General features: G+C 38.1%; 12 protein-coding genes and 1 tRNA gene. 10 read left to right on the forward strand and 3 right to left on the reverse strand.

Translation table 11 applies throughout. The annotated features are described in order from the left end of the window. Positions 1–632 precede the first annotated feature (632 nt). Positions 633–706: transfer RNA gene (locus tag B045_RS0102300), tRNA-Asn, on the reverse strand. Between the two features lie 159 nt (positions 707–865). Between B045_RS0102300 and B045_RS0102305 the strand changes: the two genes are divergently transcribed. The 8 genes from B045_RS0102305 to B045_RS0102340 all read left to right on the forward strand — a co-directional run bounded on the left by B045_RS0102305 (position 866) and on the right by B045_RS0102340 (position 12532). Then, on the forward strand, positions 866–2521 hold the full coding sequence (locus B045_RS0102305) for a S41 family peptidase (RefSeq protein ID WP_018462655.1): 1656 nt from the start codon (positions 866–868) through the stop codon (positions 2519–2521). Positions 2522–2631: 110 nt separating this feature from the next. Next, complete coding sequence (gene rimP, locus B045_RS0102310) at positions 2632–3099, forward strand: ribosome assembly cofactor RimP (protein ID WP_018462656.1); 468 nt, start codon at positions 2632–2634, stop codon at positions 3097–3099. A gap of 3 nt (positions 3100–3102) precedes the next feature. Beyond that, positions 3103–4368: a transcription termination factor NusA gene (gene nusA, locus B045_RS0102315; protein ID WP_018462657.1), complete on the forward strand. Its 1266-nt coding sequence runs from the start codon at positions 3103–3105 to the stop codon at positions 4366–4368. Between the two features lie 120 nt (positions 4369–4488). Beyond that, a complete protein-coding gene (infB, locus tag B045_RS0102320; protein WP_018462658.1) occupies positions 4489–7389 on the forward strand; it encodes a translation initiation factor IF-2 in 2901 nt (966 codons plus the stop codon). Positions 7390–7562: 173 nt separating this feature from the next. Beyond that, complete coding sequence (sufB, locus tag B045_RS0102325) at positions 7563–9008, forward strand: Fe-S cluster assembly protein SufB (RefSeq protein ID WP_018462659.1); 1446 nt, start codon at positions 7563–7565, stop codon at positions 9006–9008. Between the two features lie 30 nt (positions 9009–9038). After that, positions 9039–9806 carry a Fe-S cluster assembly ATPase SufC gene (sufC, locus tag B045_RS0102330; RefSeq protein WP_018462660.1) on the forward strand — a complete coding sequence of 256 codons (768 nt, stop codon included), beginning with the start codon at positions 9039–9041 and terminating at the stop codon, positions 9804–9806. 47 nt (positions 9807–9853) lie between these two features. Then, on the forward strand, positions 9854–11251 hold the full coding sequence (gene sufD / locus B045_RS0102335) for a Fe-S cluster assembly protein SufD (RefSeq protein WP_018462661.1): 1398 nt from the start codon (positions 9854–9856) through the stop codon (positions 11249–11251). Positions 11252–11287: 36 nt separating this feature from the next. After that, positions 11288–12532 carry an aminotransferase class V-fold PLP-dependent enzyme gene (locus tag B045_RS0102340; RefSeq protein ID WP_018462662.1) on the forward strand — a complete coding sequence of 415 codons (1245 nt, stop codon included), beginning with the start codon at positions 11288–11290 and terminating at the stop codon, positions 12530–12532. Here B045_RS0102340 and B045_RS0102345 read toward each other — a convergent pair. Next, positions 12529–12813 carry a hypothetical protein gene (locus B045_RS0102345; protein ID WP_018462663.1) on the reverse strand — a complete coding sequence of 95 codons (285 nt, stop codon included), beginning with the start codon at positions 12811–12813 and terminating at the stop codon, positions 12529–12531. The genes B045_RS0102340 and B045_RS0102345 overlap by 4 nt on opposite strands. A gap of 125 nt (positions 12814–12938) precedes the next feature. On the opposite strand from B045_RS0102345, the gene B045_RS0102350 reads away from it, so the two are divergent. Further along, positions 12939–13568: a ribonuclease HII gene (locus B045_RS0102350; RefSeq protein ID WP_018462664.1), complete on the forward strand. Its 630-nt coding sequence runs from the start codon at positions 12939–12941 to the stop codon at positions 13566–13568. Positions 13569–13572: 4 nt separating this feature from the next. Next, positions 13573–14463: a helix-turn-helix transcriptional regulator gene (locus B045_RS0102355; RefSeq protein ID WP_018462665.1), complete on the forward strand. Its 891-nt coding sequence runs from the start codon at positions 13573–13575 to the stop codon at positions 14461–14463. A 34-nt stretch (positions 14464–14497) separates the two neighbouring features. On the opposite strand, the gene B045_RS0102360 is transcribed toward B045_RS0102355, so the two are convergent. Beyond that, positions 14498–16174, reverse strand: a complete 1677-nt coding sequence (locus B045_RS0102360) for a C10 family peptidase (RefSeq protein WP_018462666.1) — start codon at positions 16172–16174, stop codon at positions 14498–14500. Positions 16175–16286: the final 112 nt, after the last annotated feature.

Below are 16286 nucleotides of genomic sequence, written 5' to 3' on the forward strand. Positions count from 1 at the left end.
ATTTAATGTCACTTTTAGGCCGATAATGTCACTTAATGTCACTCGCTCATCCCTTATAAACAAAGGGTTTGTGGCAAAGTGACATTAGTGACATTGGAAAAACTTTTTCTGGTAGAGTGTTGCTTTCAGCCATAATAGGTTTACATTTGTTATTAAATAAGTTGTCTACCTCACCTGATTGGTTGTCGTTCAATCCAATATGGTTGTCACCTTCCCGAATTAGTTGTCGGTTGATGGTAATTTCGTTACAAATATCTTTTATTATCATATCCTTGTCTACAAATTAAGAAATAAAATCTGATACAACAAAATTAAATCAATGAAAGACATTCGGAGGAAGCTGTCGGCTGTGGGCAGACTGTCTTTAGCTGAAATAGAAAACGACATTATAAAGTATATTTGATTATTTTCATGGAGATAATATATAACAGTCTTGTATATTTATAGAAAATGATGGGTGGTAAGAGACCATAAATATATTCAAACAATGTTATGAATGACTATTGAATTTCTTCGAAGTTAGACTTACTAATGTTAGCGCAAAATCATATAATGCTGTAGAATTCGATATTTGTTCAAACAAATAAAAACAAAAAAGGAGTTACATTTCTGTAACTCCTTGTAAATTAATGCGCTTCAAGATGGGCTTGAACCAACGACCCCCTGATTAACAGTCAGGTGCTCTAACCAACTGAGCTATTGAAGCATTGCTTTATCATTTCTGATTTGCGGTTGCAAAGGTAAAACGTTTTTTTTAAACTGCCAAACTTTTTTGAGAAAAAAATCACATTAAAGCTATTTTTTTGAAATTTATCACTTGTTGTGTTGCTTTTTACATCTTTATATATTACTTTTGTCAATCAATATGAGAAAGATAATAATATACATCCTAGCTCTGTTGGCTGTGCCTGCCGCAGCCCAGCCTGGAAAAGATCATAATTTTGAAGTAGCTAAGAATCTTGAAGTATTTAATTCAATATACAAGAATCTAGACTTGCTTTATGTTGATACACTGTCTGCTGACACTGTTGTAGGTAATGCAGTTGACGCAATGTTGGGTTCTCTTGACCCTTACACTGAGTATTTTCCTGACGCAAAAGTTAAGGACTTGAAAACCATGCTTACTGGTAAGTATGCAGGTGTGGGATCGCTTATACGATTTAGCCAGAAATATAATAATTCGTTTATCGACGAACCTTATGAAAATATGCCAGCTGCAGAAGCTGGACTGAAAAAGGGTGATCTTATTTTGGCAGTAGATGACTTATCAATGGTTGGTAAGAGTAGTCAATATGTTAGCGATCATTTGCGTGGTGATGCTGGCACGACTTTTATGATAAAGGTGAAGCGTCTTTCAACAGGAAAGGTTTTAAAGATGAAAATTACACGACGTGCTATAAAAATGCCATCGGTGCCATATTATGGATTACAGCCAAATAATATTGGATATATAAATCTTAATCAGTTTACGGAAGATTGTTCAAAAGATTTTCGTCGCGCTTTCCTTGAAATGAAAAAACAGGGTATGAAGGGTCTTGTTATAGATCTTCGCGGAAATGGTGGTGGTCTTGAAAGTGAAGCAGTAAACATTGTGAATATGTTTGTTCCAAAAGATGTTCTTGTTGTTTCTAATCGCGGCAAGCTTAAACGTATGAACCATGATTATAAAACTACCGTAGAACCAATTGATACAGTTATGCCGATAGTTGTACTTGTTAATGGCGGAACTGCCAGCGCAAGTGAAATCACAAGTGGTGCTTTGCAGGACTTTGATCGTGCTGTTGTAATGGGTACACGTACATATGGAAAAGGACTTGTGCAGATGACGGTAGATCTTCCATATAATGGAAATCTGAAACTCACGACAAATAAATATTACATTCCAAGTGGTCGCTGCATTCAGGCTATAAATTACAAACATGGACGTGGAGGATACACTGAACATGTACCTGATTCTCTTACAAAAGTATTCCGCACATTGCATGGACGTGAGGTTCGTGATGGTGGTGGAATAAAACCGGATGTTGAAATCAAACCAGATACGGCTTCGAATATTCAAACCTACCTTACAAGTATTATAGATTCAACAGAGACGGTACTTGATTATGTTGTTGATTATGTGGCTAAGCATCCTACTATTGCATCTCCAGATAAGTTTGAGCTTTCGGATGCAGATTTTGAAGATTTCAAGCAGCACGTTATAAAAAGTGGCTTTAAGTATGATGGCGTAAGTGAGAAAATCTTACAGGAACTAGTTAAATCGGCTAAGTTTGAAGGCTATTATAATGATGCTAAAAATGAGTTTGCTGCTATTGAAAAAAAGCTTAAACATAATATCGGAAAGGATATTGAATACAATAAGGAAGATATAAGAGAAGCCCTCGCAAGTGACATTATATCAGTATATTACTATCAACAAGGCAGTATTGAATATAGTCTTAAACATGACCGTCAAATGGCTGAAGCTATGAAACTTTTGTCAAAACCGGTTGAATATAAGAAGATTCTATTGCCAAAATGAGAAAATATTGCAAAATATTTGCATGCTAACGAAATTATTCGTAATTTTGCAGCATTCAGTGGAATGGGGGGCTCCGAGAGAGTTCCTCATTTTATTTTAATATAGCATATATGATTGACAAAAACGTCGTAAAAAAACTAGTAGATGAGTGGTTGAAAGATAAGGAATATTTCCTTGTTGGTATTGATATCAGCCCAAACGACAAGATTGTAGTTGAGATTGATCACGCTGATGGCGTTTGGATCGAGGATTGTGTTGAATTAAGTAGGTATATAGAGGATCATCTCAGTAGAGATGAAGAAGACTATGAACTCGAAGTTGGTTCGGCAGGTCTTGGACAACCGTTTAAGGTTGCTCAACAGTATGTAAACTTCATAGGTAAAGAAGTTGAAGTCCTTGATATGGATGGTAAAAAGTATCAAGGTATTTTGAAAAGCGTTGACGGTGACAGCTTTGTAGTTACAGTTAACGAAAAAGTTATGGTTGAAGGTAAGAAGCGTCCTCAGAAAATGGACGTCGATCATACTTTTGTTATGAATAATGTAAAATATACAAAATATTTAATAAGTTTCAAATAAGCTATGGCAGCAAAAAAGAATGATGAAGAGCAGATCAGTATGATCGATACTTTCCGCGAATTTAAGGATACAAAGAATATCGACCGTACAACTCTGGTAAGTGTATTGGAGGAAAGTTTCCGTAATGTGCTTGCTAAAATCTTTGGTAGCGATGAAAATTTCGATGTTATCGTAAACCCTGATAAGGGAGACTTTGAAATTTATCGTAATCGTGTTGTAGTTGCAAACGGTGAGGTTGAGGATGAAAATAAGCAGATCGCACTTAAGGATGCACTTAAAATAGAACCAGACTACGAGGTTGGGGAGGATGTTTCAGAGCCTGTTAACTTCGCTAAGTTCGGTCGTCGCGCGATATTGAATCTGCGCCAAACTCTTGCTTCAAAGATTCTTGAGTTGGAACATGACTCTTTATATAATAAGTATAAGGATAGAGTAGGACAGATTATTTCAGGTGAAGTATATCAGATTTGGAAACGTGAAGTTCTTATTGTTGATGATGAGAATAATGAGCTTATACTTCCTAAGACAGAACAGATTCCTGCTGATGTATATCATAAGGGTGAAACTGTTCGTGCGGTGATACTTCGTGTTGATAACGAAAATAACAATCCTAAGATCATTCTTTCTCGTACAAGTCCATTATTCCTTGAGCGTCTTCTTGAAGCAGAGGTTCCTGAGATTGGTGATGGTCTTATCACTATTCGTAAGATTGCTCGTATGCCAGGTGAACGTGCTAAGATTGCTGTTGAAAGTTTCGATGAGCGCATTGACCCAGTAGGAGCTTGCGTCGGTGTTAAGGGTAGTCGTGTTCATGGTATCGTTCGTGAATTGTGCAATGAAAACCTTGATGTTGTGAATTATACTTCAAATATCAAGCTGTTTATCCAGCGTTCACTTAGTCCTGCACGTGTAAGCAGTATTAATGTTGACGAGGAAAATCATAAGGCAGAAGTTTTCTTGCAGCCAGAAGAAGTCAGCTTGGCTATCGGTCGTGGTGGACTAAATATCAAACTAGCTTCTATGCTTACAGAATTCACAATTGATGTATTCCGTGAGGTTCCAGAGGATGAGGCAGACGAGGATATCTACTTGGATGAATTCTCAGATGAGATTGATCAGTGGGTTATCGATGCAGTTAAGGCTGTTGGACTTGATACAGCTAAGGCTGTAATTAATGCTCCACGAGAGATGCTTATTGAAAAGGCTGATCTTGAGGAAGAAACAGTTGATCATGTTCTTAAGGTGCTTCGTGCAGAGTTTGAACAATAATTAACAATAAAAAGGAAAGAAAGTATTTAATGAAAATGAGGAAATAAATATAATTAAGGTAACGGAATGAGTGGTTTTCCCTTTTTGCCGATTTCATTCATTACCTTCAAATAGATAAATATGAGCATCAGATTAAATAAAGCATTACGTGAATTAAACATAGGACTTCAAACGGCAGTTGAATTCCTAGAGAAGAAAAATGAACTGGGAGAGGTAAAGTCTGACTTGAGCTACAAACTCTCAGAAGGGCAGTATAACGCTCTTGTTGAGGCATTCAAACAGGATGCAGAAGTTCGTAGCGAGGCAGAAAAGCTTTTCCAGAAGAAACCAAAGGAAAAGAAGCGTACGCCTGAGGCAAAGGAAAATCGTGCCGAGAATCTTCTTGAATCTTCTAATCAACAGCGTTTCAAACCTGTTGGGAAGATTGATCTGGATAGTATTGGTAAGAAACCAGCGGCTCAGAAGTCTGTTGCTCCTGAAGTAAAGGCTGCTGCCGTCAGCCATGAGCCTATAAATAAACATGTTGATAAACCAGTGGATAAACCAGTAGTAAAAGCTACTGCGGCACCTAAACCAGTTGCTGCAAAGGTAGAAACCCCGAAGCCTGCTAAACCGGTTGGACAGCCTAAGGCTGCTGCTCCAAAAGTTGTTGTGGCTCCAAAATCAGTAGAGTCTGAAAAACCTGCAGAGAAAGCCGACGATGGAATCTTTACATTAAAAAGTGAAAAGAAAATCCTTAATGCTCCTAAGATGAATGTTGTTGGTAAGATTGACCTTGATTCATTGAATCAGAGTACTCGACCAAAGAAAAAGTCTAAGGAAGAAAAGCGCAAAGAACGTGAGGAAAAGACTGCGCAGCAGCACGCTGGTGTAGAAAGAAAGAAGCGCGTGCGTATAAACAAGACACGCGTGGATATTAATGCCGCTGCTAATCAGGGCGGTAATAATAACCATAATAATAATAATAATAACACCAACCGAAACAACAACAATCGCAATAACAATAATAGAAATAATAGTAACCAGAACGGTGCTAATAGAGGTCCTAATAACGCTGCTGGAAACAACAATAATAATAATAATAGAAACCGCAAACGTGGTCAGAAGCCTTTAGAGGTTGATGATAATGCAGTAGCACGTCAGGTAAAGGAGACTCTTGCACGTTTAACAAGCAAGAGCCAGAACAAGAAAGGCGCTAAATACCGTAAGGATAAGCGTGATGCTGTTCAGGTAAAACTCCAGAAGGTTGCTAATGCAGAGCAGAAAGATGCTAGAATCCTTAAACTTACCGAATTTGTAACTGTAAGTGAACTTGCCACCATGATGAATATTGGTGTGACTCAGGTTATCTCTACTCTTATGAGTGTCGGTATCATGGTTTCAATAAACCAGCGCCTTGATGCAGAGACAATCAACATGGTAGCTGATGAATTCGGTTTCAAGACAGAATATGTTAGTGCCGAGGTTCAGGAGGCTGTAAGTGAAGAGATCGATGAAGAAACTGATTTGTTCTCTCGCGCTCCTATCGTTACAGTCATGGGACATGTTGACCATGGTAAGACATCTTTGCTTGACCACATCCGTAATACTAATGTGATTGCCGGTGAGGCTGGTGGTATTACACAGCATATTGGTGCTTACGGTGTTACTCTTAAGAATGGTCAGAAAGTTACATTCCTTGATACTCCAGGTCATGAGGCATTTACTGCTATGCGTGCACGTGGTGCTCAGGTAACAGATATCGCAATCATTATCATCGCAGCTGATGACTCTGTTATGCCTACTACAAAAGAGGCTATCGCACATGCTCAGGCTGCTGGTGTTCCAATGGTATTCGCAATAAATAAGATTGATAAGCCAGGAGCTAATCCTGATAAGATTCGTGAAGACTTGTCACAGATGAACTTGCTTGTTGAAGAGTGGGGTGGTAAATATCAGTGTCAAGAGATAAGCGCAAAGAAGGGCGTAGGAGTTGAAGAACTTCTAGATAAGGTCCTTCTTGAGGCTGAAATGCTTGACTTGAAGGCTAATCCAAACCGTAAAGCTACTGGTACTATCATTGAGTCTTCTCTTGATAAGGGACGTGGATATGTAAGTACTGTACTCGTAAGTAATGGTACTCTTAAAATAGGTGATGTTGTAATCGCCGGAACAAGTTGGGGACGTATTAAGGCTATGTTCAATGAACGTAATCAGCGCATTGATGAGGCTGCTCCTGCTGAGCCAGCTATTATCCTTGGTCTGAATGGTGCTCCTACAGCTGGTGATCAGTTCCACGTTTTGGAGTCAGAACAGGAGGTTCGCGAGATTGCAAACAAGCGTGAGCAATTGCAGCGTGAACAGGGCTTGAGAACTCAGAAACGTCTTACTCTTGGTGATATTTCACATCGTATTGCACGTGGAGAGTTCCATGAACTTAATATCATCGTCAAGGGTGATACCGACGGTTCTATTGAGGCTTTGAGTGATTCGTTCATTAAGCTTTCTACAGAGAAAGTCTTGGTAAATGTAATTAGTAAGGCTGTAGGTCAGATTAGTGAGAATGATGTAATGCTTGCCAGTGCATCAGATGCTGTCATCGTTGGTTTCCAGGTTCGCCCTTCTTCTGAAGCTCGCAGACTTGCCGATCGTGAAGGCGTTGAAATTAATACCTATTCAATCATATACGATGCAATTGATGATATCAAGAGCGCAATGGTCGGTATGCTTGACAAGGTCAAGAAAGAAATTATCACTGGTCAGGTTGAAGTTAAGCAGGTATTTAAGGTGTCTAAGGTTGGTACTATTGCCGGTGGTCTAGTTACCGAGGGTAAGGTACATGCCAAAGATAAGGCTCGCCTTGTACGTGACGGTATCGTTATACGTACAGCAGACATCAATGCATTGAAGCGTTACAAGGATGATGTTAAGGAAGTTCCAATGGGAATGGAATGTGGTATCAGTCTTGTCAACTTTAATGATATTCTTGGAGGTGATATCATTGAGACATTCACTGAAATAGAAGTTGAACAGAAACTATAAAGTTTTCTATACTCCCTAATATAATGGGAGTTGGAATCCATTATGTAATAAAGTAGTGACATCCTTATATTCTATTACAGGGATGTCACTGCTGTAATTAATAACAAATGTTGCCAGTTTGTTTGTGGTACACTATTTGTATGTATCATATATAAAATAGGTATTTTTGCAAAATGGAAGAAAAAGGAAAAAATGAGTTTGTTAGTCAGGTAGCTGAAAAGAAATATGAATTCGGATTTACTACTGATGTACAAACAGAAATCATAGATAAAGGGCTTAACGAAGACGTTGTGCGCCTTATCTCTCAGAAAAAAGGCGAGCCCGATTGGATGCTCGACTTTCGTCTGAAAGCTTATAATTATTGGGAAACCCTTACCCAGCCTACTTGGGGACATGTGCATGTACCCGAAATAGACTATCAGGCAATTTCTTATTATGCTGACCCTTTGGTTAAGAAACCAAAGAACAATGAGATTGATCCAGAACTTGAAAAGACATTCGACAAATTGGGTATACCTTTGGAAGAACGTTTGGCATTAAGTGGCACTGCTGTTGATGCTATTATGGATTCAGTTTCAGTGAAGACAACTTTTAAAGAAAAATTGCGTGAGAAGGGAGTTATTTTCTGTAGTATTGGTGAGGCCGTAAAAGAACATCCAGAACTTGTAAAAGAATATCTCGGAAGTGTTGTCCCTTATCGTGACAACTTCTTTGCCGCTCTTAACAGTGCTGTGTTCAGTGACGGTTCGTTTGTCTATATTCCGAAAGGAGTGAGATGTCCGATGGAACTAAGTAGTTATTTCCGTATAAACGCACGTAATACAGGACAGTTTGAACGTACCCTTATCATTGCAGAAGATGATGCCTATGTTAGTTATCTTGAAGGTTGCACGGCTCCTATGCGTGATGAGAATCAGTTACACGCTGCTATTGTCGAGATTATAATCAAGAATAATGCAGAAGTGAAATATTCTACAGTTCAAAACTGGTATCCTGGCGATGAAAATGGAAAGGGCGGAGTGCTTAATCTTGTTACAAAGCGTGGTGATCTTCGTGGCGTTAATTCAAAACTTAGTTGGACTCAGGTTGAGACTGGTTCAGCTATAACATGGAAATATCCTTCATGCATTCTTCGTGGTGACAATTCTATAGCTGAATTTTACAGTGTTGCTGTAACAAATCATTATCAAGAAGCAGATACTGGAACGAAGATGATCCACATGGGTAAAAATACTAAGTCAACGATTATCTCCAAAGGTATCTCTGCGGGTCATAGCCAGAATAGCTACCGTGGTTTAGTAAGAGCTACAAGTAATGCTGACAATGCAAGAAATTACAGTTCATGTGATTCATTGTTGTTAGGAAGTGATTGTGGTGCACATACATTCCCTTATATGGATTCACATAACGATTCTGCAGTATTTGAACATGAGGCTACTACTTCAAAAATCAGTGAAGATCAGCTTTTCTATTGTAATCAGCGTGGAATACCTACGGAACAAGCTGTTGGACTTATCGTTAACGGTTATGCAAAGGAAGTGCTCAATAAACTTCCTATGGAGTTTGCTGTAGAGGCTCAGAAACTACTAAGCGTAAGTCTTGAAGGAACTGTAGGTTAATAGTTTAATAAGGAATAAAATACAAGAGATATGTTAGAAGTTAAAAATCTGCATGCTACTATTGCAGGCAAAGAGATATTAAAGGGCATTGACCTTACTGTGAATGACGGTGAGATTCATGCTATCATGGGACCTAACGGCTCAGGAAAGTCTACTCTTAGTGCCGTACTTACAGGTAATCCATTATATACAGTTACTGAGGGTGAAGCTATCTTCAATGGCAACGACCTCTTGAAGATGAAACCTGAAGACCGTGCTCGTTCAGGCTTGTTTCTTTCTTTTCAGTATCCTGTTGAAATTCCAGGAGTTTCAATGACAAACTTTATGCGTGCGGCGATTAATGCAAAGCGTGAGTATGAAGGCCTAGAATCTCTTAATGCAGGCGATTTTATGAAACTTATGCGTGAGAAGCGTAAACTCGTTGAACTAGATTCAAAACTATCACATCGTTCTGTAAACGAAGGATTTTCTGGTGGTGAGAAAAAAAGAAATGAGATATTCCAGATGGCTATGCTTGAACCAAAGTTGAGTATCCTTGATGAAACTGATTCTGGTCTTGACGTAGATGCAATGAGAGTTGTAGCTGATGGTGTGAATAAAATGCATACAAGCGAGACTTCAGCTATCGTGATTACTCACTACGAACGACTCCTTGATATGATTAAACCTAGTTTTGTTCATGTTCTTTATAATGGTCGTATCGTTAAGACTGCCGGACCTGAACTGGCAAAGGATATTGAGGCTCGTGGATACGACTGGATTAAGGAAGAGGCTGATGCAAAGTTTGGACAGGATTAATATTTTCCCTAAAAGGGAAATATAGCTTTTTTATTTGGATTTTTATTATGCAAGAAGATATTAATAATAATAAGGCTCAAAACCCTTTAGGTTCTTCACAACCTAAAGCCGAGGCTCAGTATGTGCAGTTGTATGAAAGTACATCGGCTACTATTAAGAATCATTCTGCCGATATCATGAACTCGGTTCGTGATAAGGCTTTTGAAGATTTCAAAAAGTTGGGATTTCCAACTCGCAAGGTTGAGCGTTATAAATATACCGACATGGTTAAATTGTTTGAACCTAACTATGGTTTGAATATTAACCGATTGGATATTCCTGTTAACCCTTATGATGCTTTTAAGTGTGATGTTCCTAATTTAAGTACATCACTATATTTTGTTGTCAACGACAGCTTCTATACGAAAGTCCTTCCTCAGGCACATCTTCCTGAGGGTGTGATCGTTGATTCTTTGAGTAGTGTTGCTTCAAAAAAGCCTGATTTCATCGCTAGATATTATTCTAAAATTGCATCTACTGATGAAGATGCAATTACAGCTCTTAATACAATGCTTGCTCAGGACGGACTGCTTGTTTATATTCCGAAAAATGTAAAGGTGGACCGTGCTATACAAGTGATAAATATACTTCGCTCTGATGTTGACCTAATGGTTAATCGTCGTGTGCTTATTATTCTTGAAGAAGGCTCTGAAGCAAAGTTCTTGTTTTGTGATCACTCAGCTGATGATCGTAATTTCCTATCTACTCAAGTTATTGAGGCGTATGTTGGAGAAAATGCGAATTTGGAACTGAATTGCCTTGAGGAGACACATCTTAAAAATACGCGTGTAAGCAATGTGTATATTCAGCAGCAGGCTAACAGTAGTGTAAATCACAATGTTATCACTTTGCATAACGGTATGACACGCAATTGCCTTGATTTAGTATTTGAAGGTGAGGGTGCAGAATGTCACTGCAATGGTTGTGTTATAGCCGACAAGAATCAACATGTTGACAACAATACTCTTATAGATCATAAAGTGGGTCATTGCACAAGCAATGAACTATATAAATATGTTCTTGACGATGAGGCTACTGGCGCTTTTGCAGGAAAAGTCCTTGTACGTCATGGAGCACAGAAGACTATAAGTCAGGAAACCAATAGAAACCTTTGTGTCACAAAGAAGGCTAGGATGTACACGCAGCCAATGCTTGAGATATATGCAGATGACGTGAAATGTGCACATGGTTCAACTGTTGGTCAGCTTAATGATGCTGCAATGTTTTATATGCAACAGCGTGGTATCGGAGAAAAGGAAGCTAAACTGCTCCTTGAATTTGCATTTATCAACGAAGTCATCGATAAAATGGAACTGGAACCATTACGTGATCGTTTGCATCATCTTGTAGAGAAACGTTTCCGTGGTGAGCTCAATAAATGTGAGGGTTGTAAACTCTGCAAGTAGTTTCATTTTAGTGATGATGTTTAATTTGTAATGATTATGTATAATATAAACAAGATTCGTAAGGATTTCCCTATATTATCAAGAAAAATTTATGGTAGACCGTTGGTGTATTTAGATAATGCCGCAACGACTCAGAAACCATTATGTGTTCTTGATGCCATGCGTGATGAATATCTAAATGTCAATGCTAATGTGCATCGTGGTGTACATTGGTTGAGCCAGCAGGCTACTGAATTGCATGAGGGAGCTCGTGAAACGGTAAGAAAGTTTATCAATGCTAAGTCTACTACAGAGATTGTCTTTACTCGTGGAACTACGGAAGGACTTAATCTTGTAGCTTCTTCATTCTCTGATGAGTTTATGAAAGAGGGTGACGAGGTTATCGTTTCAGCCGTTGAACATCATTCAAATATAGTACCTTGGCAGTTACAGGCACGCAAAAAAGGTATTGTACTGAAGGTTATCCCTATTGATGATTTTGGTAAGCTGAATCTCGATGAATTCGGCAAAATGATAACGTCACGTACTAAAATCGTAAGTGTAAGTCATGTAAGTAATGTTCTTGGAACTATCAATCCAGTAAAAGATATTATTCGCATTGCGCATGAACATGATATTCCTGTAATGATAGACGGTGCGCAAAGTACTCCTCATTTTACTGTGGACATGCAGGATTTGGATTGCGATTTCTTCGTGTTCAGTGGGCATAAGATATATGGTCCTACTGGTGTTGGCGTACTTTATGGAAAAGAAGCATGGTTAGATAAGCTGCCTCCTTATCAGGGTGGTGGCGAAATGATTGAGAACGTTAGTTTCGAAAAGACTACGTTTGAGCGTCCGCCATTGAAGTTTGAGGCAGGAACTCCTGATTACATCGCTACAACCGGACTTGCTAAGGCTTTGGATTACGTTACAGCTTTGGGTATTGACAATATTACCCGCCATGAAAAGGAACTTACTGCCTATGCTATTGAGAAAATGTTGGCGATAGACGGCATGAAGATATTCGGAATAGACGAAAGTAAACCTATTACGGAAGAAACTCTTCGCAATCATGATGCTGTGATAAGTTTCCAGTTGCGTGATATTCATCACATGGATATGGGTACACTTCTTGACCGTCTGGGGATAGCTATACGTACTGGTCATCATTGTGCACAACCGCTCATGGACCGTCTGGGAGTGTTGGGTACATCACGCGCCAGTTTCGCTCTCTATAATACAAAAGAAGAAATAGATGTTCTTATTGCAGGTATAGAGAGAGTATCAAAAATGTTTTAGAGGTTTTTCTTGCATGTCAAAACAGCTTTAACGAACCATGCACAGCATACGGCACGAGCAATAAAGCCGATGTTAGCCGGGAAAACAGCAAATACGAATGCTATTTGTGCATTGAGTAGTAATAGTGTTTGTTTCATGCCAATCTCGCGTTCTAATACTATTGAATAGTATTTGGCTAGTGCAGTGATTGGTGACTTTGCTTTGTTCGCGATGCTACTCATAATGTTTTGTACACTGCTAGATGTAGAAACTTCTCTTTTGATATAGATATTCTTTTCCATATTGTAATTGTATTAACTTGTTTGACTTTTACAACTGCAAAATTACTTGTATTAGTGGAAATATATTTTCACACCAAATAATCAAACGTTAATTAAGTTAACTGGCAACATTTATTAACAATAATATGTTAGAACCACATTATTATAAGGAACTTATTGAGGCTGGATGTGATGAGGCTGGACGTGGATGTCTTGCTGGAAGTGTCTATGCTGCTGCAGTGATATTACCTTCTGACTATGATAATCCCGAATTAAACGATAGTAAGAAGTTGAGCGAAAAGAAGCGTTATGCATTGCGTGAACAGATTAAACATGATGCTGTAGCTTGGGCTGTAGGTATAGTTACTCCTGAGGAGATAGACAAGATTAATATCCTTCATGCTAGTTTCTTGGCAATGCACCGTGCAATAGACCAACTGAAAGTCCGTCCACAGGGTCTTATCATTGATGGTAACCACTTTGATCCTTATGTATATTCTGAAGGTCAAGAAAAGAAACAACTTCCTTACACTTGTATTGTGAAGGGAGATGGAAAATATCAGAGTATAGCCGCTGCTAGTATACTTGCTAAGACATATCGTGATGACTATATGCAGCAACAGGCGCTTATTTATCCACATTATGACTGGGAAAACAATAAGGGATACCCTACAAAAAAGCATAGACTTGGCATACTGAACTACGGAATTACCCCAATTCATCGTAAAAGTTACAATCTGCTAGGTGGTGAACTGAGCCTTAATTTTAAAGACTGATATCATGAAGAAACTGGGAAATGAACTTACATTGATTCAACTTATGACTGACGGAAATGATTATACCGCTGAGGATCTTTGCAATCATTTGGGATGTACTCGTCGTAATCTCTATTATTACCTTCAGTTTCTTCGAGAATATGGTTTCGGCGTACTTCGCAACGAAAATTATTATAGTCTTGATGTGAATTCTCCTTTCTTCTCAAATATTGCTTCTTCTGTGAACTTTACATTGCAGGAAGCTGTGCTGATTCATAACCTTGCTGATAGTGCCGAGCAGAAAAATCCAGCGGTTTTATCGGTTAAAAAGAAACTTGAACGTTATTATGATCTTCGCTTTTTCTCAGATTCTAAATACAAGAAAAAGCAGTTGCGCAATTTGAAGGATATTAGTGACGCTATTGCTGCTAAACGAATAGTATGTTTGAAAGAGTATTCTTCTCCACATAGCCATACATTTACCGATCGTGTTGTCGAACCTTTTTTGTTGTTCAATGACAATCAGGACGTGCGCTGCTATGAGTTGGTATCAGGAAAGAACAAAACATTCAAACTATCAAGAATAACAAATGTAGAAGTTTATGATGCTCCTTGGATACATGCATCCGAGCATCGGAAGGTTTTTACAGATGTGTTTTCATTTAGTGGTGAAGAATTGTACCCTATAAAACTCCTTGTGGGACAGCTTTCTTATAACTTGATGATGGAAGAATTCCCCATTTCATCGGCTTCATTTTCTCAGAAAGATAAAAATCATTGGATAGTGTCTCTTGACGTAGTAAGTTATCTGGGTATTGGTAGGTTCGTACTTGGACTTTACGACGATATAGAAATCCTTGAAGGTGATGGCTTCAAGGATTACATAAAGTCGAAAATCGTCAAAATGATACAATAGACAACTTTTGTTTATTCTAAGTTGTATTCTGATATTACAGTTTAATTACCTTCTTTGTAACATTGCCTTGTTTGATAATATAAATACCTTTTGTGGAGATTGTATTCCCTTCTGTTGTTGTATTTATAAGTCTACCGCTAATATCGTAAATCCTCTTGGTTTTATCGCTGTTTTCTTTCTCCGTTGTTACTTTATCTATGCCTGTCAGAGTAAGTCCTCCATCACTAGCCTTTGTCAAGGTATAAGATATTACATCATGAGTAATAAAACTTCTAGCAGGACTCCAGTTAGTTTCATTTGTAGCCTTACTAGCTAGATAAACTTGGTATGTACCAGCTTGAAGATCAGATATATCTAAAGTAATTGAACCAGATTTTAATCCGAATCCTGAGTACGGAATATATGAGTTTTCCTTGGTTATAAGAGTATCAGCCGTGATTGCTGTTGTAGCTATATTTTCGAATATAACAGCAACATTGCCGGTAAATGTCTTGTATGATAAATTATAAAAAGCTGTCATTACTAGATTCAATTTGTTGTAAGTAGCTTTTGTAAATTCACAATTTTCGTCTGTTGCCCATATTGAGAAATCGCTTCCACTTGATGTTGCTTGTGGATCGAAACCTAATATCATATCATTGCCTTCTGAAAATGTTGTTCCTGAACTGAATTCCTCGCCAAAACCTGAAGGAGTCAGATCAAAAATATCATACCAGCCGTCGCATGCACCGCCCCATCCCCAATTTACGTCAACGTTTCCTTCTGTATTTATACCATCAAAGACAAATGCATGTCCTTCTTTTGTTTTTGTAGATCCTCCGTATAGAATAGGACGGAGTTGTTTTATCTCATTGTAAATGATTTGTGCCCATTCATCGTCTGTATATAAATCCTTCATCAAGTATTTTAATGAATATGGATTATATGTAAAGTTGTTTGCAAAAGCTTTTGTTGCATCAATATTTGTAGCAGCGCTTCCGTCAGTACCATATTCCATGTTAGCTCCATAGCCAGCATCTCTCATAAGTTCTGCTACCGCTATATTTGCTGGGGTTGTTGCGCTGTTATTCGAATATGTGTTTGACATATTGCTCCAGTTGTATGTTGTATTGATTGTTGCCAACCTTACTATAGTATCATTTCCTACAACAGTTGAATAGCCTCCGCTACCTTTGCTAGTTGATGGATAATTATAATACTTTAAAATTTGTGACATAGCCGTTGCTACACATCCAGTATAGCCATGCGTAAGTGAGCCAACCTTAGGACATAATAAATTATATGGTGAGCCTTGATTCCATTTTGTTATTATAAAAGGATATATTGTTGTAGAAACAGATATAGAAGTTCTCCCAATATTATTGGCATCTCTGTAGGCCAAAGATTTAGATATGTTTTCCATCCACCATTTAAAACCTGGAGCAATATTCGCAGAGTCAAAGTCGTGTGTTGATTCTCCAATGATTGCGGGAAATGTATTGCTGCGGCTAACAACGATGAATCCGGAACCTTTTGCGCCATAAATAGCAAATTGGTCTGTGTCTTTCATGACTTTTACTTCGTTGTCTATTATTGAAGAACCCTTTGCCATGCTTCTAGTGGCGAATTTCTCTTGTGCTATCTTTAACATTTCGTTGCGGTTACGGTTATCTGCAAAAGTATTTAGAAAAGAAGCAAATATCGTAACAAAGAGAACTAATAATCTTATCATAAATTTATAATGTCTAATGTGAATAATGCAATTGCCTTTATATTTTGCAAATATAACTTCTTTTTTCTTATGCTCAAAATATTTTCATTAATCCTTCGTTTTTTCTTTTCTT

It is taken from the genome of Segatella paludivivens DSM 17968 = JCM 13650, assembly GCF_000373185.1.
Lineage (GTDB): Bacteria > Bacteroidota > Bacteroidia > Bacteroidales > Bacteroidaceae > Prevotella > Prevotella paludivivens.

Coding starts and splice junctions, on each gene's coding strand:
- B045_RS0102305 (WP_018462655.1), top strand. CDS start 866: ATGAGAAAGATAATAATATACATCCTAGCTCTGTTGGCTGTGCCTGCC.
- rimP (WP_018462656.1), top strand. CDS start 2,632: ATGATTGACAAAAACGTCGTAAAAAAACTAGTAGATGAGTGGTTGAAA.
- nusA (WP_018462657.1), top strand. CDS start 3,103: ATGGCAGCAAAAAAGAATGATGAAGAGCAGATCAGTATGATCGATACT.
- infB (WP_018462658.1), top strand. CDS start 4,489: ATGAGCATCAGATTAAATAAAGCATTACGTGAATTAAACATAGGACTT.
- sufB (WP_018462659.1), top strand. CDS start 7,563: ATGGAAGAAAAAGGAAAAAATGAGTTTGTTAGTCAGGTAGCTGAAAAG.
- sufC (WP_018462660.1), top strand. CDS start 9,039: ATGTTAGAAGTTAAAAATCTGCATGCTACTATTGCAGGCAAAGAGATA.
- sufD (WP_018462661.1), top strand. CDS start 9,854: ATGCAAGAAGATATTAATAATAATAAGGCTCAAAACCCTTTAGGTTCT.
- B045_RS0102340 (WP_018462662.1), top strand. CDS start 11,288: ATGTATAATATAAACAAGATTCGTAAGGATTTCCCTATATTATCAAGA.
- B045_RS0102345 (WP_018462663.1), bottom strand. CDS start 12,813: ATGGAAAAGAATATCTATATCAAAAGAGAAGTTTCTACATCTAGCAGT.
- B045_RS0102350 (WP_018462664.1), top strand. CDS start 12,939: ATGTTAGAACCACATTATTATAAGGAACTTATTGAGGCTGGATGTGAT.
- B045_RS0102355 (WP_018462665.1), top strand. CDS start 13,573: ATGAAGAAACTGGGAAATGAACTTACATTGATTCAACTTATGACTGAC.
- B045_RS0102360 (WP_018462666.1), bottom strand. CDS start 16,174: ATGATAAGATTATTAGTTCTCTTTGTTACGATATTTGCTTCTTTTCTA.